The sequence below is a fragment of the Acidovorax sp. GW460-11-11-14-LB4 genome, from assembly GCF_059423685.1.
Genome location: NZ_JBWKYJ010000023.1, coordinates 41719 through 60701 on the forward strand (window position 1 = coordinate 41719; position 18983 = coordinate 60701).

Annotated in this window: 14 protein-coding genes; 12 read left to right on the plus strand and 2 right to left on the minus strand. The window is 65.3% G+C overall.

The features are described from left to right. Positions 1–154: 154 nt before the first annotated feature. From AC07X4_RS10955 to AC07X4_RS11000, 10 genes are all read left to right on the plus strand, one after another. Positions 155–997 (plus strand): ABC transporter ATP-binding protein, encoded by an 843-nt coding sequence (locus AC07X4_RS10955; RefSeq protein WP_108500294.1) that lies wholly within the window; start codon positions 155–157, stop codon positions 995–997. Further along, entirely contained in the window at positions 994–1884 is an 891-nt protein-coding gene (locus AC07X4_RS10960; protein ID WP_056056932.1) for a branched-chain amino acid ABC transporter permease, read from the plus strand. Before AC07X4_RS10955 ends, AC07X4_RS10960 begins: the two co-directional genes overlap by 4 nt. Before the next feature lie 94 nt (positions 1885–1978). After that, complete coding sequence (locus AC07X4_RS10965; protein WP_056056930.1) at positions 1979–3016, plus strand: branched-chain amino acid ABC transporter permease; 1038 nt, start codon at positions 1979–1981, stop codon at positions 3014–3016. A 17-nt stretch (positions 3017–3033) separates the two neighbouring features. Beyond that, positions 3034–4215, plus strand: coding sequence for an ABC transporter substrate-binding protein (locus tag AC07X4_RS10970; protein WP_056056928.1), 1182 nt, complete (start codon positions 3034–3036; stop codon positions 4213–4215). A gap of 13 nt (positions 4216–4228) precedes the next feature. Continuing rightward, positions 4229–5047, plus strand: a complete 819-nt coding sequence (locus AC07X4_RS10975; protein ID WP_494740074.1) for an ABC transporter ATP-binding protein — start codon at positions 4229–4231, stop codon at positions 5045–5047. Continuing rightward, positions 5044–6846, plus strand: a complete 1803-nt coding sequence (locus AC07X4_RS10980; protein WP_494740075.1) for an AMP-dependent synthetase/ligase — start codon at positions 5044–5046, stop codon at positions 6844–6846. The genes AC07X4_RS10975 and AC07X4_RS10980 overlap by 4 nt, the downstream gene beginning before the upstream one ends. Positions 6847–6932: 86 nt before the next feature. Then, complete coding sequence (locus AC07X4_RS10985) at positions 6933–7766, plus strand: enoyl-CoA hydratase/isomerase family protein (protein ID WP_494740076.1); 834 nt, start codon at positions 6933–6935, stop codon at positions 7764–7766. 86 nt (positions 7767–7852) lie between these two features. Beyond that, on the plus strand, positions 7853–8260 hold the full coding sequence (locus tag AC07X4_RS10990) for a hypothetical protein (protein WP_395457320.1): 408 nt from the start codon (positions 7853–7855) through the stop codon (positions 8258–8260). 232 nt (positions 8261–8492) lie between these two features. After that, the gene (locus AC07X4_RS10995; RefSeq protein WP_494740077.1) at positions 8493–9266 is read left to right on the plus strand and encodes a pirin family protein; all 774 of its coding nucleotides are present in this window, start codon (positions 8493–8495) and stop codon (positions 9264–9266) included. 39 nt (positions 9267–9305) lie between these two features. Further along, a complete protein-coding gene (locus AC07X4_RS11000) occupies positions 9306–10061 on the plus strand; it encodes a gamma-glutamylcyclotransferase (protein WP_494740078.1) in 756 nt (251 codons plus the stop codon). A gap of 28 nt (positions 10062–10089) precedes the next feature. Here the strand turns inward: AC07X4_RS11000 and AC07X4_RS11005 are convergent, their stop codons facing one another. Beyond that, positions 10090–11157, minus strand: a complete 1068-nt coding sequence (locus AC07X4_RS11005) for a recombination-associated protein RdgC (RefSeq protein ID WP_494740079.1) — start codon at positions 11155–11157, stop codon at positions 10090–10092. A 334-nt stretch (positions 11158–11491) separates the two neighbouring features. Here AC07X4_RS11005 and AC07X4_RS11010 point away from each other — a divergent pair, with 334 nt between their 5' ends. After that, the gene (locus tag AC07X4_RS11010; protein ID WP_494740080.1) at positions 11492–12064 is read left to right on the plus strand and encodes a Spy/CpxP family protein refolding chaperone; all 573 of its coding nucleotides are present in this window, start codon (positions 11492–11494) and stop codon (positions 12062–12064) included. Positions 12065–13299: 1235 nt separating this feature from the next. On the opposite strand, the gene AC07X4_RS11015 is transcribed toward AC07X4_RS11010, so the two are convergent. Then, complete coding sequence (locus AC07X4_RS11015) at positions 13300–18192, minus strand: EAL domain-containing protein (RefSeq protein WP_494740081.1); 4893 nt, start codon at positions 18190–18192, stop codon at positions 13300–13302. A gap of 309 nt (positions 18193–18501) precedes the next feature. Here AC07X4_RS11015 and AC07X4_RS11020 point away from each other — a divergent pair, with 309 nt between their 5' ends. Continuing rightward, positions 18502–18957, plus strand: a complete 456-nt coding sequence (locus AC07X4_RS11020; protein WP_056056913.1) for a MerR family DNA-binding transcriptional regulator — start codon at positions 18502–18504, stop codon at positions 18955–18957. The last annotated feature ends 26 nt before the right edge of the window (positions 18958–18983 follow it).

Sequence of the window (18983 nt, forward strand, 5' to 3'; positions counted from 1 at the left end):
GATGGCAGTTCCTCGGGAAAGTACGGATGCTGATGAGGGTCGCGGCTTCCAGAATCTACTTGCGAGTAAACAGTTTACGCACAAGTAGGAAATTTCTGCTGGGTTCCATCGAAATTTCTGTCAAAAGCTGCAGTCAACCCGTATTAGAAAGCCAATGGAGACAACCCCTTCCGGCCCCGCTGCTGCCACGCCCCTGCTGCAGGTGCAGGGCGTGACCCTGGCGTTCGGTGGCGTGAAGGCGCTGACCGGCGTAGGCTTTGACGTGCAGCCCGGCTCCATCACCGCCGTCATCGGCCCCAACGGTGCGGGCAAGACCTCGCTGTTCAACACCATTTCGGGCTTTTACCGGCCCAGCCAGGGCTCGATCCGCTTTCAGGGGCAGGACATCACCCGCGTGCCCGCGCCGCAGCGCGCCAAGCTGGGCCTGGGCCGCAGCTTTCAGAACATCGCGCTGTTTCGCGGCATGACGGTGCTCGACAACATCAAGCTGGGCCGCCACGCGCACCTCAAAACCAACGTGCTCGACGCGCTGCTGTACTTCGGCCGCGCCCGACGCGAAGAGGCCGAACTGCGCCGCGACATCGAGGAGCGCATCATCGACTTCCTCGAAATCGACCACATCCGCCACGCACCCGTCTCGGCCCTGCCCTACGGCCTGCAAAAGCGCGTGGAGATGGCCCGGGCCCTCGCCATGCAGCCGCAGATCCTGATGCTGGACGAGCCCGTGGCCGGCATGAACCGTGAAGAGACCGAAGACATGGCGCGCTTCATCCTCGACGTGCGCGAGGAGTGGGGCGTGACGGTGCTGATGGTGGAGCACGACATGGGCATGGTGATGGACCTGTCGGACCACGTGGTGGTGCTCAACTTCGGCCAGGTCATCGCGCAGGGCACGCCCGCGCAGGTGCAGGCGGACCCCGAGGTCATCCGCGCCTACCTGGGCGCGGGCGACGTGGGCGACCTGCGTGCCAAGCTGCAGGGAGTGACCACCGCATGACCGGCAACTTCGACTGGGCCTACCTGTTTGAGATCAGCCTCACCGGCATCGCCGGTGGCGGTCTCTACGCACTGGCCGCACTGGCTTTCGTCATGGTCTACAAGGCCACCCGCGTGGTCAACATTGCCATTGGCGAGCTGCTGATGGTGGGTGCGTACCTGTTCTTCACCTTTGCATCGATGTTTGCGCTGCCGCTGTGGCTGGCCATCCCCGCCGCCGTGCTGGGCACGGGCCTGCTGGGCGCGGTGATCGAGCGCACCATGATCCGCCCGCTGCTGGGCGAGCCGCCGATCTCCGTCTTCATGGTCACCGTGGGCCTGGCCTCGGTGCTGGTGGGCCTGGTCGAGATGATCTGGACGGCAGACCAGCGCCGCCTGCCCGACTTCATGCCCACGCAGCCCATCATGGTGGGGGACGCATTCCTGGCACCCAAGGTGTTCTGGGGCGCCGTGATTGCCATCGTGTTCATCGCGGCCGTGCTGGTGGTGTTCCGCTTCTGGCGCGGCGGGGTGGCCCTGCGTGCCACGGCCAGCGACCAGGCGGCTGCGTATTCGGTGGGCATCAACGTGCCGCGCGTGTTTTCGCTGGCCTGGGTGGCCTCGGCCATGCTGGCTGCCATCTCCGGGATCATCGTTGGCTCGATTGGCGGCATCTCGTCCAGCATGGGCGTGTTCGGGCTGTCGGTGCTGGTGGTCGTCATCGTGGGCGGGCTCGACAGCGTGCTGGGCGCGCTCGTCGGCGGCATCCTCATCGGCCTGATCGAGGCGCTGGCCGGGGCCTACCTGGGCGGCGAATACAAGCTGCTGGCCACGTTCATCGTGCTGGTGGCCGTGCTGCTGGTGCGGCCTTACGGCCTGTTCGGCACCCACGAAATCGAGAGACTGTAAAAACATGAACCCCCACGTTCATCACCTCGTGTATTCACTGCCCCCCAAGGGGGCGCAGGCCTCCCTTGGGGCGGCCCGGCGGCAGGCCTGACCCATGCGCATCGGAACCCTCAAGGAAACCTACATCGCCGACGCGGCGCTGTTCGACTCGCGCACGCAAAAAGTGTGGCTGGCCGTGGGCGCTGCGCTGCTGGTGTTGTTCCCCTTCATGGCCAGCGACTACTGGCTCTACCTGGCCTGCCTGGTCAGCATCAATGTGGCCAGTGCCACGGGGCTCAACATCCTCACAGGCTACACGGGGCTGGTCAGCCTGGGGCAGGCGGCCTTCATGGGCCTGGGGGCTTACACGGTGGCCGTGCTGGAAACCAAGGTGGGCACGCCCTTTGTGCTCAACCTGCTGGCAGGTGGCTTTGTCGCCATGCTGGGCGGCATCGTGGTGGGCATTCCTTCGCTGCGCGTGAAAGGGCTGTACCTGGCCATTGCCACCATTGCCGCATCGTTCATCGCGCACTTCATCTTTGCCAACTGGAAGTTCACCGGCGGCACCGGTGGCCTGAGCGTGCCGCCCGCCAAGCTGTTCGGCATGGCGCTCGACACCTCGTTCAGGCTGTACTGGCTCATCGTGCCGGTCACCATCCTCATGCTCCTGGGCGCGGCCAACCTGTTTCGCACGCGCGTGGGCCGTGCCTTCATCGCGATTCGCGACCGCGACATCTCGGCCGAGGTGCTGGGCATACCGCTGCTGCGCTACAAGCTGCTGTCGTTTGGCCTGTCATCGTTCTATGCGGGTGTGGCAGGCGGGCTGTGGGCGTACTTCTTTCGCGTGGTCACGCCCGAGAGCTTTCCGCTGCTGATGTCCATCTTTTTCCTCGCGGCCATCATCGTCGGCGGCATGGGCTCCATCCTGGGCGGCATCCTGGGCGCGGTGTTCATGACCATGGTGCCCGAGCTGCTCAAGCTCGTGGTGGACCTGATGCCCGGCGGCAGCGAACTCACCGTGTTCCTCTCGCCCGTGCGCACGGTCATCTTTGGCCTGCTCATCATCGGTTTTCTCGTCTTCGAGCCCCATGGCCTGGCCGAAGTGTGGCGGCGCGTCCGTCGTTTCTTCCATCTCTGGCCTTTCCGCAACTAAATCCACAGGAGACAACCATGGACACACAACGCACTTACTTCCAGCGCCGCCAACTCTTGCTCGGAGCCGCTGGTGCCGCCGCCCTCACCAGCCCGCTGTCGGTGCTGGCCCAAGGCGCCGAAGAGATCGTGATCGGCGGCTCCATCCCGCTCACCGGCGTGTTCGCGTTTGCGGGCGTGGGCATCAACGCGGGCATGGGCGACTACGTGAAGATGCTCAACGACGCGGGTGGCATCAAGGGCCGCAAGGTCAAGTACGTGCCTGAAGACACGGGCTACAAGGTCGATGTGTCGGTGGCTGCGTTCAAGAAGATCACCAGCCAGAACAAGGTCAACCTGTACTACGGCGACTCCACGGGCTTCTCCAAAACCATCAACCCCGAGCTGGACCGCAACGGCAACATCCTGATGGCCGGCGCGTCGTTTGCCACCGAACTCAACGACCCCAAGAAGTACCCCAACCAGTTCCTTGTGGGCCCCGACTACACCGAGATGTTCGGCATCCTGCTCAAGCACATCGCCAAGGAAAAGCCTGGTGCCAAGGTGGCCTTCGTGTACTCCGATTCGGAATTCGGTCGCGACCCCATCGAGTCCAGCGAAGCCATGGCCAAGCAGCTGGGCCTGTCGGTGCCCATCAAGATCATGACGCCCGCCGGCAGCGTGGACGTGTCCACCGAGGTCATCAAGCTGCGCCGCGCGGCGCCCGACTACACCATCTTTCACGGCTACATCCTCGCGCCCATCCCTGAGTTCATCACCCAGGGCAAGCAGCAGGGCATGACCAGCAAGTGGATGGGCACCTTCTGGACCATGGACAGCTCCACCGTGATGAAGATGGGCGAAGCCGCCGACGGCTTCATGGGTGTGATGCCGTATCGCTACTACTACGACACTGAAAAGGCGCCGATGCTGGAGAAGATCCGCGCCCTGCGGCCCGAGTACCAGAGCACGGCCTACATCCAGGGCTTCCTGGCCGCGATGCTGTTCACCGAGGCAGCCAAGCGCACGCTGGACGCTGGCAAGCCCCTCACCGGCCCCAACCTGAAGGCCGCACTCAATTCCATCAAGGACTTCGACACGGGCGGGCTGATCGGCGTGCCGATCACCATCAGCGGGAATTCGATCCCCGTGGGCCGCGTGTACCGCGCCGACATGAAGGCGCAAAAAATGGTCGCGGCATCGGACTGGATCAAACTCTGACACTGCCTGCGCCATGACCCAGCCAACCCCGGCCCACGTCCTCGAAGTCAACAACATAGAGGTCATCTACAACAAGGTGGTGCAGGCCCTGCGTGGCCTGTCGCTGGCTGTGCCGCGCGGGCAGATCGTGGCGCTGCTGGGCAGCAATGGGGCGGGCAAAAGCACCACGCTCAAGGCCATCTCGGGCCTGCTGGCGCTGGAGGATGGTGTGGTCGAAAGCGGCAGCATCCACTTCAATGGCCAGCCCACGGCCGCCGTGGCCCCGCAGCAGCTGGTGCGCAACGGCCTGAGCCATGTGATGGAAGGCCGCCGCGTGTTTGAAGACCTCACGGTCGAAGAGAACCTAGTGGCCGCCACCTATGCGCTCACGGGGCGCAGCGGTGCAACGCCAGATTTCGACCTGGTCTACAGCTACTTCCCGCGCCTGCATGAACGGCGCAAGGGTCTCGCCGGGTACCTGTCAGGCGGCGAGCAGCAGATGCTGGCCATTGGCCGCGCGCTCATCGCGCAGCCCCAGCTCATCCTGCTCGACGAGCCCTCGCTGGGCCTGTCGCCCAAACTGGTCGAAGACATCTTCACCATCATCGCGCGCATCAACACCGAGCGCGGCACCAGCATGCTGCTGGTGGAGCAGAACGCCACCGTGGCGCTGGCCGTGGCGCACCGGGGCTACATCATGGAGAACGGCAAGATCGTGATCGACGGCACGGCAGAGCGCCTGGCCAATGACCCGGACGTGCGCGAGTTCTACCTCGGCATGGGTGGCGGTGGCGAGGCGAAAAGCTTCAAGGACATCAAGCACTACAAGCGTCGCAAACGCTGGCTGTCATGAGCACACTCCCCGACCTCACTCTGCCCCAGATGCTGCGCGAGCGCGCACGCACCGACGCGCAGCGCATCGCCATCCGGCAAAAGGACTTCGGCATCTGGAAGCCTTTTACCTGGGCGCAATACCACCAGCGCGCCAGCCACTTCGGCCTGGGCCTCAAGGCGCTGGGCCTGCCTGCGGGCGGACATGTGGGCGTGATCGCCGAGAACCGCATTGAATGGGTGCTGGCCCAGATGGGCGCAGGCCTGGTGGGCGCCGTGACGGTGGGCGTGTACCCCACCAGTCCCACCAACGAAGTGGCCTATGTGGTGGGCCATGCCGACATCGAGATCATGGTCTGCGAAGACCAGGAGCAAACCGACAAGCTGCTGGCCGCACTGCCCGAGCTTCCGCGCCTGAAAAAGATCGTGGTCATGGAGACCAAGGGCCTGCGCAGCTTTGCGCCCGAGGTGCGGCAGTTCATCACCACGTTTGACGAGGTGGAACAGCTGGGCGCAGCGTCGGGCCAACAAGCCATCATCGACGAAGCCCTCGCACGCCAGCGGCTCGACGATGTGGGCCTGATGATCTACACCTCGGGCTCCACCGGCAAGCCCAAGGGCGCGATGATTTCGTACCGCAACATCCGGGGCGTGGTGCCGGGCATCGTGGACCGGCTGGAGCTGTCGCGCGAGACCACGCACCTGTCGTATCTGCCGCTGTGCCATGTGGCCGAGCAGATGCTGACCAGCTTTGTGCCGGTGTACATCGGCTCGCAGGTGAACTTTGGCGAGTCCATCCGCACGGTGCAGGAAGACCTGCGCGAGGTCGCACCCACCATGTTCCTGGGCGTGCCGCGCATCTGGGAAAAGCTGCACGCCGCCATCCACATCAAGCTGCAAGAGACCGGTGGCCTGCGCCGCGCGCTGTTCCACAAGGCCTACAACGCCTGCAAACCGCTGGCCGAGAAGCCGCACAGCAACTGGAGCGCTGGCGACAAGCTCACTTATGCCGCGAGCTACTGGCTGGTGTTCCGCGCGCTGCAGAACTTCATCGGCCTGCGCAATGCCCATGTGGCGCTCACCGGCGCCGCGCCCATTCCGCCCGATGTGGTGCGCTTCTTCCGCGTGCTGGGCGTGCCGCTCATCGAGGTGTATGGCCTGACCGAATCCACCGGCATGGTCACAGGCCACCGGCTCGGTCACGTGGTGGTGGGCACCGTCGGCGTGCCCACGCTGGGCGTGGAGCACCGCATTGCGGACAACGGCGAGCTGCAATTGCGAGGCGACATGGTGTTTGCGGGCTACTACAAGAACCCCGAGGCCACGGCCAGCAGCATCGTGGATGGCTGGCTGCACACGGGCGACGTGGTACGTGAATCGCAAGGCCAGATCCAGATCGTGGACCGACTCAAGGACATCATGATCACGGCCGGTGGCAAGAACCTCACCCCGTCCGAGATCGAGAACACGATGAAGGGCAGCCCCTTCATCAAGGAATGCATCATCGTGGCCGAGGCGCGCAAGTTTGTCGGCGCACTGGTGATGATCGACTACGAGACCGTGGGCAAGTGGGCCGAGGCGCGGCGCATTCCGTTCACGCACTTTCGCTCGCTGGTGGAGCACCCCGAGGTGCGTGGCCTCATCGATGCCGAAATCAACCAGGGCAACCAGCGGCTGGCGCAGGTCTCGCAGATCCGCAAGTTCCACCTGCTGACCAAGGAGCTGGACCACGACGACGGCGAGGTGACCGCGACGATGAAGGTGCGCCGCGCAAGCATCTACAAAACCTATGCGGCCGAGATCGAGGCGCTGTACCAATAGCCCAGGGCTCGGCGCATTGGAATCCACTTACTATCAAAACAGGAGCTGATAGCGCAATATCCACTAGCGCTTGAAGCGGATTTGACATGAAAAATACCGCCACAGACCCTGCAGCAGCCGCTACCGCACCGTCCGCGCCCGTCCCACAGCCGCCCCTGCTGCTGGAGCGCCACGGCGCCGTCGCCACGCTGCGCTTCAACCGGCCCGAGGCACTCAACGCCATCGACGTGCCCATGGCCAATGCCTTCCTCGCCGCCGTGCAGTCCATCGCTGCCGACCCCGGTGTGCGGGCCGTGGTGCTGCGTGGCAACGGCCGGGGCTTCATGGCCGGGGGCGACCTGGCCACGCTGCGCGCGGACCCGGTGCAGGGCGCCATCGACATCCTCACGCCGCTCAATGCCGCCCTTCAGTTGCTGGCGCAGATGAACGCGCCGGTCATCGCGCAGGTGCACGGCGCGGCCGCCGGTGCGGGCTTGAGCCTGGTGCTGATGGCCGACTACGTGATCGCTGCCGAAGGCACACGCTTCAACCTGGCCTACATCAACCTCGGCACCAGCTGCGACGTGGGTGCATCGTGGGCGCTGCCGCGCATCGTGGGCGTGCGCCAAGCGCTGGAGATTGCGTTACTGGGCGAGGCCTTCACCGCGGACAATGCGCTGCGCCTGGGCCTCGTCAACCGCGTGGTGCCCGGCGCCGAGCTGGACAGTGCCACCACCGCCCTCGCCCAGCGCCTGGCCAGCGGCCCCACACTGGCCTACGGCGCCATGAAGCGCCTGATGCGCGCGTCGATGGACCACACGCTGCCAGAGCAACTGGCCGCTGAAAAGGGCGCCTTTGTGCACTGCGCGGGCACCGAAGACTTCCGCGCGGGGGTGGAGGCGTTTCACCAGCGCCAGAGCCCGCAGTTTGTGGGGCGGTAACGCAAGCGCAACTGCATCGCCGGCAGCCTCTTTCTTATCTTCAAGCAGAGCCCTTACACTCCCGCCAAAACGGAGGGAGAGAGGGTATGAAGCCATCACGCCAACAAGGCAAGCTGCTGTTCAAAATCGCGGGCGTCCTCGCCGGCGTCGTGTTCGTTGCTTTTGGAATGCAGGAGCGGTCCGAGCTTTCCAGAACGCTCAAGCTCGGCAAACACGCCGTGGTCGAGCCCATCACGCAGTACACGGAGTTCAAGAAAAGCGGTTCTTCCACCTACACCGCCGAGTTCCACTACAAGACCGACAGCGGCCAGCAGATGGTGGTGAAGCACAGTTTCCCGGAAGAGATCCTGACCGAATTCAAGGCCCATCGCCCGGTCGAAATCGCCTACATGCCCAACGACCCCAGCAGCTTTGTGTTTGTGAAGCAGCAATCCTCATGGACGCTGGTGGCGGTCGGCACCGCTTTGATGCTGGCAGCCCTGCTGCTGGCCTGATCGACGGTTCGACCTTCCGCACCGTGCGCCCTTGTGCCAGGCGCGGGGCTGGGTGAACGCCTGAACCCAGAGCATTGGACTGAATCGCGGAACAGTGAGTTGAGCCGCCAGCCATTGATGGCGAACCCATCGGCCCTTAGAGTGAGGCCATGGCGACGACAACCTACGCGGCTCCACGCACTCTCTTGCCCCTGTGGTGCAACATCGGGCCGGATACCCCCGCAACAAAGCCATGATCACCGTCCGCCCCTCCTCCGAACGGGGCCGGTCCTCCACCGGCTGGCTACACAGCGCCCACAGCTTTTCGTTTGGCGACTACTTCGACCTGCGCCACCAGGGCCATGGCAATCTGCTGGTGCTCAACGACGACACGGTGGCGCCCGGCAAAGGCTTTGGCACGCATGGGCACCGCGACATGGAGATCGTGAGCTATGTCCTCGACGGCGCCCTGGCCCACCAGGACAACCTGCACGAACGCACCGGCCAACAACCTGGCGGCCCAGCGGCCTCGGGAGCGCCAGGGGCTGATTCGGCGGAGGCTCCCACCGGCATCCTGCACCCGGGCGACGTACAGCGCATGAGCGCAGGCTGGGGCGTGCGCCACAGCGAATTCAATGCGCTGCCCGACCAGCCCACCCATTTCCTGCAGATCTGGATCAAGCCCCTGTTCACAGGTATCCGCCCCAGGTACGCACAAAAACACTTCCCGTCCGCAGACCGCCGGGGCCGCCTGGTGCGCATTGCCTCGCGCCGGGGAGAGGACGGCTCGGTGACCATGAACGCCGACGCCTCCATCTGGGCAGGCTTGCTGGATGGCAGCGAAACCGCCACCCAAGTGCTGAACCCCGAACGCCTGGCCTACGTGCACGTGGCGCGAGGGGCGGTGCAGGTCAACGGCATCGCGCTGTCTGGTGGCGATGGCGCCTTGCTGGACGGCGAAAACACACTGACCCTGCACGAGGGCCACCACGCCGAGGTGCTGGTGTTTGACCTGGCGCGGCGTTAAGACACCTGACGCCCAACACCAGCGCGCGGAACTGCCACCATGACCCCCGACAAAGCCTTCCTTCACCTGCCCGAGCTGCAAGGCCGGCTGACCCCTGCCCATGCCTCGGGCCTGCGCCTCACCGACGAGGTGCTGGCCGAGTGGGACGCCCAGGCGCGCTGCCAGGGCCTGCCCGCCCACTGGCGCCTGCCGGACCACGAGGTCGAGCAATCCCGCCGCGAGGTGCTTTCCACCATCACCGCCGAGCAGCAGGATCTGTGGGTGTTTGCCTATGGCTCGCTGATGTGGAACCCAGGCTTTCACTTTGGCGAAGTGCGCCGCGCCTGCCTGCCCGGCTTCGCACGCCGCTTTGCCCTGAGCACCACCATCGGCCGGGGCACCCCCGATTGCCCGGGCCTGGTGCTGACCTTGCAGCGCACGGGCGACGAAGACCTACAGGGCTGCGAAGGCCTGGCATTCCGCATCCCGGCGCCGCTGGTGGAGGACGAGTCCCGCATGCTGTGGCGGCGCGAGATGATCACCGGCGCCTACTGCCCACAACTGCTGCCCCTGCCAACGCCCCAGGGCGAGGTGCAGGCGCTGGTGCTGGTCGCCAACACAGCCCATACCCATTACCGGGCCAATCTGTCGCTGCAGGCCACGGCCGCGACCATTGCCACCGCCTGCGGGCGTATCGGCAGCAACCGGGACTACCTGGAGCAGCTGGTGCGGCAGTGCGAGGTACTGGACATTGAAGACGCCTATGTATGTGAGCTGGCGGCGTTGGTGGATGCCGCCTGCGGCCACAGCCGCTGAAGCCACAATGGACCGGCGGGCCACGGTGTCAGAACGGCGCCGATTCCGGGTCGGTATCGACGGGCACTTCGCGCGGACCAGTCACCACCCCACCCCCAGCCACCTTACGCGCCGGGGCAGAGGGTGCTGCTGCAGGCATCGGTGGCCGTGATGGCACAGCAGCTTCAGCCCTGTCGCTGGCCACCGCCTGCGCCGCACCCGCCACCCCACTCTCGGTCTCCCCTCCCAGCGCCTCGATCAGGTCCGGAATCAGCTTGACCAGCTCGCCCGTGGCAATCGCCACGTCAGTGTCAAAGCCGCCATCGTCTGCCTTGGTGCCTTCAAACACCGTGTCCAGAAACGACACTTTCTTGATCTGCAGGCCTTCGGTGAGCATGAAGCTCACGCGATCGTCCCAGGTGAGGGCGAGCTTGGTCGGCAGCTTGCCGGCGTCGATGTGGGCCTGCACCTCCTCGATGTCTAGTGGGTGGCGGGCGTAGCGCACCACGGCTTTTTCCTCGTTGGCGCTTTTCAGTTCGCACTCGCGGTCCACCGTGAAGCCCACGGGTGGCTCCTGCTCCTTGAGCCAGTGGGCCATGGCGGCCTGAGGGCTGGTCTGGGTGTCGAGCAGCGACACCGACAGACCCGGCAGCGATTCGACCAACAAGGTCACCACTTCATCGGCACGGCCCTGGCTGGATGTGTCCAGCACCAGCAGGCGCGAGGCCGTGTCGATCCAGATCCACATCGAGCCCTGCTTGGTGAAGGCCATGGGCAGCAGGTCGAGCTTGGCCTCGTCTTTGAGCTCCTTGCTCTCCTTCTTGCCGGGCTTGCGGCCGGTTTCCTTTTCGATGCGTTCGGCCTTTTCCTTGACCTTGCGCGCCAGCACGCTGCCGGGCAACACCTTGGTTTCGACCATGAAACGCAGGATCCACTGCCCGCCCACCGATTCGACCAAGGGGCCATGTAGTTCACCCCGGGGGGGCACCCAGCCCAGCGACTTCTCTTGCGTGGCGCCACATTCCTGGAACGGGGCCTTGGCCAGGGCATCCTCTACTTGCGTCAGCTCGACCTGCCATTGCGGAGCAATGCGGTACACGATCATGTTCTTGAACACGGAAAACCTTTGGTTGGGGTCGCTGCGGACAACGACACGGACACGGAACCCGCCATTGTCGGCGGTCGCCACCCAGGCGCCGGGCCGCTGGGGCACAGGCAGCCCTTGAGGGACTGAGAACGCTACACAATCAATAGCAAACGAGGCATATGCCACTATCGCATCGCCGACTATTAGCCCAAAATTATTTCGGGGGCCACTTTGCAAGCGTTCGCTGCAACTTTACACAGCCTCACCCAACGCGCACGGTGGCGATACGTGGGCGGCAGACACTGGACTCCAATCGCTGAAACGGTCGTTGCAGCGAGCTCACCACCGCGAAAGGACCTCCAGCATGGCATCCCGTTTCTCCCACCCCATCTCTCACCGCATTGCCGCCACCGCCCTGCTCGCCGCCATGGCGTTGCCTGTGCTGGCCCAGCAGCCCCCAGCTGCGCCTGCGGCATCCCCCACAGCCCCCGCCAAGGCCGCCGAGGGCCGCCATGAACGCCACCATGGCGACATGGCCCAGCGCCATGCCAAGCGGCTGGCAGACCTCAAGGGCCAGCTCAAGCTGACGCCTGCCCAGGAATCCGCCTGGACCACCTTCACCACTGCCATGCAGCCCGGCGAACGCCCCGCCCGCCTGGACCGCCAGGACATGGACAAGCTGACCACGCCGGAACGCATCGACCGCATGCGGGCCCTGCGCGCTCAGCACGCTGCCGAAGCCGACCGCCGTGGCGAGGCCACCAAGGCCTTCTATGCCACGCTGACGCCCGAGCAGCAAAAGACTTTTGACGCCCAGGCCCACCGGGGCCACCCCATGGGTGGCATGCGGGGTGGCGAGGGCCGCCACGGGCACGGCGACCACCACGGCGGCATGCGCGGGGGCGAAGGCCGTCCGGCCCCCGCTCCGGCCAAATAAGGCCCCCCGGCCAGGCTGACAGGCGCTAAGGCTCGCACCCGCCAACCCGGCGTTCTTCACTGAACGCCGGGTTTTTTGTTGTGGCGGCCAGCCCATGGGAGCAGCGAACGGCCATATGCGACGCAGCTGTGGATAACTCTGGGCACAGTTCTGGCACAACCGGGCAGTTATCCACACAAAAATCCGCCACCCGAAAGTTGTTGTCGGTGAGCCCCGCACTTTGTGCGAGCTGTCCCACACACTTTGCAGCGACGCAAGTACGCGCGAGCATTGAAGAAAAGACGCTTGTCCACACAAACAGGCGTTCTCTACTACTACTGCTATTTATATATAAAGCTATTAAAGAATAACCAGAACACCAACTCCGGGGCACCCATCACACGCCTGCGACGTGCGGTTCTGCTTGTGGGGGCCTGTCTGCACGGACATCACCACCAGGCCGTGGTGGCTACAGCTCGGCCTGCCCTGCGGCTCACTCAAGTCCTCTTGGGCACCCACAGGCGGTCGTTAACCGCACGAAACGGCTTTACGGCCTGGTACGAGGGATGTGCTGTGCCAAGGCCCTGTGCGCTGCATCGACCATCGTCTGGGCAGGTTCTAACCGCCTCACTGGAGCCCCCAAGCCCCTGCAGTACCGGAAGCGGAGCGTCACATCTGTCTCAGCGCTATTAATTAGAGAGCAAAAAAGGTATACGGCCGTAGCGCTACGGGTCGTTTTGATTGAAATTCCTGCTGCCCACGCGCTCGGTGCGTAAAACTGGGGATAGTTTTGGCACAACCGGGGGCTTATCCACAGAAAAGGGCGACGCGCCGCTTTTGTCCCCGCTCGGGCGACAACGGGAGCTGGGCTGAGTGCACAGGGTTGGCAGCGGGCTAAGTGCTTGCCAGCGCTGGCAAAAATGCAGTTGTCCACACGCAAAGCCGCTCTCTACTACTACGACTATGTATTTATAAAAGACATAAGAAGAAGACAGAGGACAACTGGGGCCACGCACACGGCGGGGGTGAATGGAGGAGGCACCCACTTACCGGGTGTACCCGCCCCGACCGGGATGAACGAGGGGATCTGGAGACGTCCAGAAGGCCGTGGAGGGCCTTGGGCGCAAAAGCAGGCCCAGGGGGGCCGAAACGGACACACAGGTCCCTCACGGAGCTTCTGGGGCCCTCAGGAGGGAGTTAGGGGTTAAGGGCGCCTTGGATGTTCACAAGAGCCAGGAACACCTGGCGGGCGCCGCTTATGCCTGCGAGGTGCGCAGGAAGCTGTCCAGAACGTCCACCGACAGCGCCTTGCTGAACAGGTAGCCCTGGTAGAGCTGGCAGCCCGCGCGGGCCAGCAGAGCGCATTGCTCGGGGGTCTCCACGCCTTCGGCGATCACTTCCAGCCCCAGGCTGCGCGACAGGCCGATGATGGTGTCCACGATCGCAGCGTCGTTGGGGTCGGTCAGCAGGTCGCGCACAAAGCTCTGGTCGATCTTGAGCTGATCGAGTGGCATGCGCTTCAAGTAGCTCAGGCTGGAGTAGCCCGTGCCAAAGTCGTCCAGCGAGAAGCCCACCCCGTACGACCGCAGCGCGGTCATGGTGGCGATGGTGGTCTCCATGTCTTCCACCAGCAGGCTTTCGGTCAGCTCCAGCTTGAGCTGGGCCGAGGGCGCGCCGGTGATGGCGAGCACGCGGGCCACGTCGTCCACAAAGCTGGCATGGCGGAACTGGCGCGAACTCACGTTGACGGCCATGGTCAGGTGCGAAAGGGCCGGGTCGCTCTGCCAACTGGCCAGCAGCTTGCACGCGGTATGTAACACCCAGCGGCCCAGCGGCAGGATGAGACCCGTCTCTTCAGCGAGCGGGATGAACTGCGCGGGCGACACCATGCCGCGCTGCGGGTGGGCCCAGCGCACCAGCGCCTCCACCCCCACACAGCGGCCCGACTGGTGGATTTGCGGCTGAAAGTGCAGCAGGAACTCTTCCTGCATCAGCGCCGAGCGCAGGTCGGTTTCCAGCCCCGCGCGCGCCGTGACCACGGCCTGCATGTCGGGGTCAAAAAAGCGCAAAGTGTTGCGGCCGGCCGTCTTGGCCTGGTACATGGCCAGGTCGGCCTGTTTGAGCAGCTCGCCCACTGTGGTGTGTTCGCCGGTGAACGGCGCAATGCCGATGCTGGGCGTGCTGCGGTACTGGTAGCCCTGCAGCGCATAGGGCACGGCCAGCATGGCCAGGATCTTTTCACCCACGCCCCGGGCGTGCAGCGCCAGCTCATGCGGCTTGGGGCTGAGTTCTTCCAGCATGACCACAAATTCGTCACCCCCCAGCCGGGCCACCGTGTCCACGCTGCGCACGCAGGTGTTCAGGCGCTGCGCCACCTGTTGCAGCAGCAGGTCGCCCTGGTCGTGGCCCAGGGTGTCGTTCAGGGTCTTGAAGTTGTCGAGGTCGATGAACAGCAGCGCCCCGCCCTGCTGGCGCCGCTGCGCGGTGGCCAGGGCCTGGTGCATGCGGTCCATGAGCAGCATGCGGTTGGGCAGGCCGGTGAGCGCATCGTAGAACGCCAGGCGCTGGATCTCGCGCTCGCTGGCCTTGCGCTGGCGGATATCGGTGTTGATGGCCAGGATGGACTGTGGCTGGCCGTCATCGCCACGCACCAGCGTCCAGCGGCCTTCCACCTCGATGGTGCTGCCATCGCGGTGGCACTGCACGATCTCGCCGGTCCACTCGCCCTGCTCCAGCACCGTCTGCGTGGCGTGCCGGAAGTGCGTGGGGTCTTCGTAGAGCAGCGTCTCGATGGACTGCCCCAGTGCCTGCAGCTGCGACCAGCCGTACAGGCGCTCTGCGCTCTTGTTCCAGAAGATGATGCGGTGGTCCAGGTCCCGCACCAGGATGGCGTCCTGGGCCTTGTCCAGCAGCGAGGCCTGGTGGCGGATGCGGATATCGGCCAGCTGCCGCTCGATCTCGGCCGACGCACGCGAGGCAAAGATCTGCAGCGTGGAGGTGATGAAGTCCGTGTCGGCAATCGCGTGGCGGAACAGCACGAAGACGATGCCCACCACCTCGCCGTCGGCATTGCACAGCTGCTGGCCCACATAGGCCTGGGCACCCACCGCGCGCAGCACGGGGGCTTCGGGGTACAGCTGCTGCACCTTGTCGGTCACCACATGGGTGCGCTGCGACATCAGCAACAGGCTGGGCGTGCCGGTCAGGCTGTATTCGTCGTTGGGCAGCATCTGGCCGTCGAGCACGGCGGCCAGCGTGACCACCCGGGGCGCCTGGTCTTGCGAATGCGGCAGCAGCCGCACCACGCAGCCGCCCTGGGCATCCAGCGCATCGGCCATGTTGCGCACCAGCTGCACAAAAAATTCGGTGCCGGTGCTGGCCGACACGGCCGCCGCCACCTTGAGCACCGAAGCCTGCAGCCGCTGCTGTGCCTTGTGCGCGCGCAGGCTGGTGATGCCGATGGCCAGGTCGTTGGACAGCTCCTGCAGCAGCGCGGCTTCTTCGGGGCTGATCTGCAACACGTCGGGTGCATACAGATACAACAGGCCAAAACTGCGGTCCTGCGCGTGGTCGCGCGCATGCTCGCGCAACGGCAGGCAGATCACCCCGTGAAAGCCATGCTCCAGCATGCGCTCTGTCCAGTCGGCAAAGTCCCCTTCGGTGCGGATGTCCTGCACGATCACCGGCTGGCCGGTGCGCACCGCAATGCCCGCTGGGCCCCGGCCATAGGGGTCGTCGGCCGACCAGCTCAGTTGCAGGTTTTCCAGGTAGTTCTGGTTGTAGCCCGCATGGGCCACCGGGCGGATGGATTTGCGCTCGTCGTCCAGCGCAAACCCCACCCAGCCCATGCGGTAGCCACCGATGTCCACCGCAATCTGGCAGATGGCCTGCAGCAGTGTGGCCTCGGACGTGGCGCGGACCAGGGTTTCGTTGCATGCGCTCAGCAGGCGCTGGGCACGGCCCATGCGCGCCAGCTCGCGCTCGGTGCGCAGGCGTTCGGTCACGTCGGTGGCCAGCACCTGGCGGGCTGGGCGCCCGTTGAAGCTGATGCTGCCCGCCGTGATCTCCACATCCATGAAGCTGCCGTCTTTCTTGATGTGGCGGCTGATGACCGGTGCGTTGCGCTGTTCCATCGGAACGGCGCGGATGTTGGCCTCGACATTGGGGCGCCGGTCGGCGGGCCACAGGTCCAGCATCGACATGGACAGCAGCTCGGACTCGGTGTAGCCATAGTGGCGTTCCATCGACCGGTTCACGGCCTGCAGCTGCAGGGTTTCGCGGTCGTACACCCACATGGGGTGCGGGTGCTCGTCAAACAGCATGCGGTATTGCTGCTCGGACGCATGCAGCTGCCCCGCCACATGCCGCAACTGCACCATGGCACCCAGGGACTCGGTCAGTATCTCCAGGTGCGCCACATCGCGGCGCGAAAATGCATTGACCTTGTCCGACGTGACCTTGAGCGACCCGACGATGGCGTCGCCACTGCGCAGCGGAACCGCCATGACCGACCGTACGCCGTGGCGGTGGGGCATCGAAGCCATGTCCCAGCCCTCGGCCTCGGTGTCGTTGCACACCACGGTCTGGCCCTTGCTGAGCGCAGGCCAGAGCAGGCTCTGGTCCACTGGCAGCAGGTTGCCCACCGGGCGCACGTGGTCACCGGCCGAGGCTTGCGCCACCAGCTGGCGGCCTTGCAGCAGCTCCACCATGGCGCCGCGCGCTTCGGTCTGGCGCAGCACGGTGCTGGCCACCAGCTGCAGCACCTCGGGCAGCGGCATGTCCAGCGACGAAATGCGCTGCTGCACCTGCAGCAGCTCGGCATGGTTCTGTGCGTCGCGCTGGGCGTCCAGGTCGGCCAGCTTTTGCGCGCTGATGTCCGTCATGCCGCCCACCATGCGCACGGCCTTGCCCTGCAGGTCGCGGATCAGGAAGCCCCGGTCCAGCACCCAGGCATAGCTGCCGTCCTGGCGGCGAAAGCGGTATTCGTCCGACCAGTGGTTGGCCGTGCCGTCGATGGCTGCATGGATGCCGTCCAGCACCGCCTGGCTGTCGTCCGGGTGCAGCCGCAAGGTCCACGAGGTGCTGTCCGGCGGTAACTGGTCGAGCGGCACGCCGAACAGGGTCTGCATGCCTTCGTTCCACCACATGGCATCGGTGTGCAGGTTCCAGTCCCACACCGCGTCGGCCGTGGCGCGAGAGACCAGGTGAAAGCGCTCTTCGCTCTCACGGCGGGCCTGCCGGGCCTGGTGCTGGGCCGAGATGTCCTGAAACGCCCCCTGAATCCGCACGATGCGGCCGTCGGCGTCGCGCACCGCCTGCCCGGTGGTGCGCACCCAGAAGTGCCGACCCGCCAGTGTGACAAGTTCGGCCTCCAGGTCAAACGGTGTGCCTTGGCGGATGCAGCTCTCAAACGCTGCCTGCATGGCCTGCCGGTGCGGGGGCAGGTACAGCTCCATGATCTGTTCCACCGAGCCCATGCGTCCCGCAATGCCGAAGGCGGCGGCGATCTCCTGCGACCAGTGCAGCTGCAGGCTGGGCAGCTCCACGATCCACCCGCCAATGCGGGCCATCTGCCCGGCCACGCGCAGGGTCTCGCTCTGGGCCAGCAGTTCGGCATGCATCTTGTCGCGCTGCTGCACCAGGTCGGCCAGCACCTGCTTTTGGCGGCGCAGCTCCAGCTGCACCATGGCCTGCTCGGCCAGTATGCGCAGGCCCTCCAGCTGCTCGGCCTCGATGTGCCGGGGGATGGAGTCCAGCACCGCCAGCGTGCCCAGCGCCTGCCCCTCGGGGGTGACCAGCGGCACACAGGCGTAAAAGCGCACATGGGGGTCCTGCGTGACCAGCGGGTTGTGGGCAAAAACCGGGTGCTTGTGGGTGTCGTTGACCACCATGGGCTCGCGGCTGCCGCTCAGTGCATGCGCGCAGAACGCAATCGCGCGCTCGGTCTCCTTGAACGGTACACCCACTGCGGCCTTGAACCACTGCCGGTCGCTGTCCACGAAGTTGACCACCGCCATGGGGCACTGGCATACACGCGCAGCCAGCGTGGCCAGCTGGTCAAAGCTGTCTTCCGCCGGGGTGTCGAGGATTGCGTAAGACTGCAGTGCCTGGAGCCGGGTGGCCTCTGCGGTGGCTTGCGCTGGTGGCATGGTCAGTCCACCGTGGCGCCGCTGCGCACGCAGCTGCCCAGCCTGGTCGGTGCGACCAAGCCATGGGTGGCGGGGCGGAGTAGCGTCGGCAAGGCAATCGGGCAGTAGAGGGAGCGTGCAATGCGGCCGCACCGCGCGCTCAGGTTCACAGCGCCACAAGCACTGTGGCAAAGAGTGTGAATGCTACACCGCACAGTCCTCGCTGGCGACGTGCGCCCATGGGGGTTTGTCCCAAAAAACACAGTGTTTTGACCTCGGGCAGTCACCCAGGCAACCTTCGCGCAGCACGAGGCTTGCTAACGTGGCCCCATGCAGATTTCCGAACTCGCGCAACAGGCCTCGGTGTCCGTCCACGCGCTGCGCCACTACGAGCGGCTGGGGCTCATCCACCCCGATCGCCGGGCCAACGGCTACCGCGACTATCCGGCCCGCATGCGGCGCGAGGTGGTGTTCATCGCCATGTCCCGCCAGCTGGGCTTCAGCCTGCCGCAGATTGCCCTTCGCCTGGATGAATACCGCGCCGGCACCCTCGGCATTGACGACATGGTGCAGGCCTTGCAGGCGCGTGTGGACGCGATCGACCAGCAGATCGCTGCGCTGCAGTCCCAAAAATCCACCGTGCAGGCGCACCAGGCCTGGTTGCGTGGCCAGTTGCTCACAAAGCAGCGATCAAAAACCCAGGGTCGGCAAACACCCTCGGGCGCAGCCACTGCATCTACCAAGCCCTGGCCGCGTGTGCGTGCCCCGTCGGCCCGCAAGCCCTAGACCCCTCGCAGCACCCAAACACCCCC

Bases quoted from the DNA above. Each gene is read 5' to 3' on its own strand.
- AC07X4_RS10955 (WP_108500294.1), top strand. From the start codon at position 155: ATGGAGACAACCCCTTCCGGCCCCGCTGCTGCCACGCCCCTGCTGCAG.
- AC07X4_RS10960 (WP_056056932.1), top strand. From the start codon at position 994: ATGACCGGCAACTTCGACTGGGCCTACCTGTTTGAGATCAGCCTCACC.
- AC07X4_RS10965 (WP_056056930.1), top strand. From the start codon at position 1,979: ATGCGCATCGGAACCCTCAAGGAAACCTACATCGCCGACGCGGCGCTG.
- AC07X4_RS10970 (WP_056056928.1), top strand. From the start codon at position 3,034: ATGGACACACAACGCACTTACTTCCAGCGCCGCCAACTCTTGCTCGGA.
- AC07X4_RS10975 (WP_494740074.1), top strand. From the start codon at position 4,229: ATGACCCAGCCAACCCCGGCCCACGTCCTCGAAGTCAACAACATAGAG.
- AC07X4_RS10980 (WP_494740075.1), top strand. From the start codon at position 5,044: ATGAGCACACTCCCCGACCTCACTCTGCCCCAGATGCTGCGCGAGCGC.
- AC07X4_RS10985 (WP_494740076.1), top strand. From the start codon at position 6,933: ATGAAAAATACCGCCACAGACCCTGCAGCAGCCGCTACCGCACCGTCC.
- AC07X4_RS10990 (WP_395457320.1), top strand. From the start codon at position 7,853: ATGAAGCCATCACGCCAACAAGGCAAGCTGCTGTTCAAAATCGCGGGC.
- AC07X4_RS10995 (WP_494740077.1), top strand. From the start codon at position 8,493: ATGATCACCGTCCGCCCCTCCTCCGAACGGGGCCGGTCCTCCACCGGC.
- AC07X4_RS11000 (WP_494740078.1), top strand. From the start codon at position 9,306: ATGACCCCCGACAAAGCCTTCCTTCACCTGCCCGAGCTGCAAGGCCGG.
- AC07X4_RS11010 (WP_494740080.1), top strand. From the start codon at position 11,492: ATGGCATCCCGTTTCTCCCACCCCATCTCTCACCGCATTGCCGCCACC.
- AC07X4_RS11015 (WP_494740081.1), bottom strand. From the start codon at position 18,192: ATGCCACCAGCGCAAGCCACCGCAGAGGCCACCCGGCTCCAGGCACTG.
- AC07X4_RS11020 (WP_056056913.1), top strand. From the start codon at position 18,502: ATGCAGATTTCCGAACTCGCGCAACAGGCCTCGGTGTCCGTCCACGCG.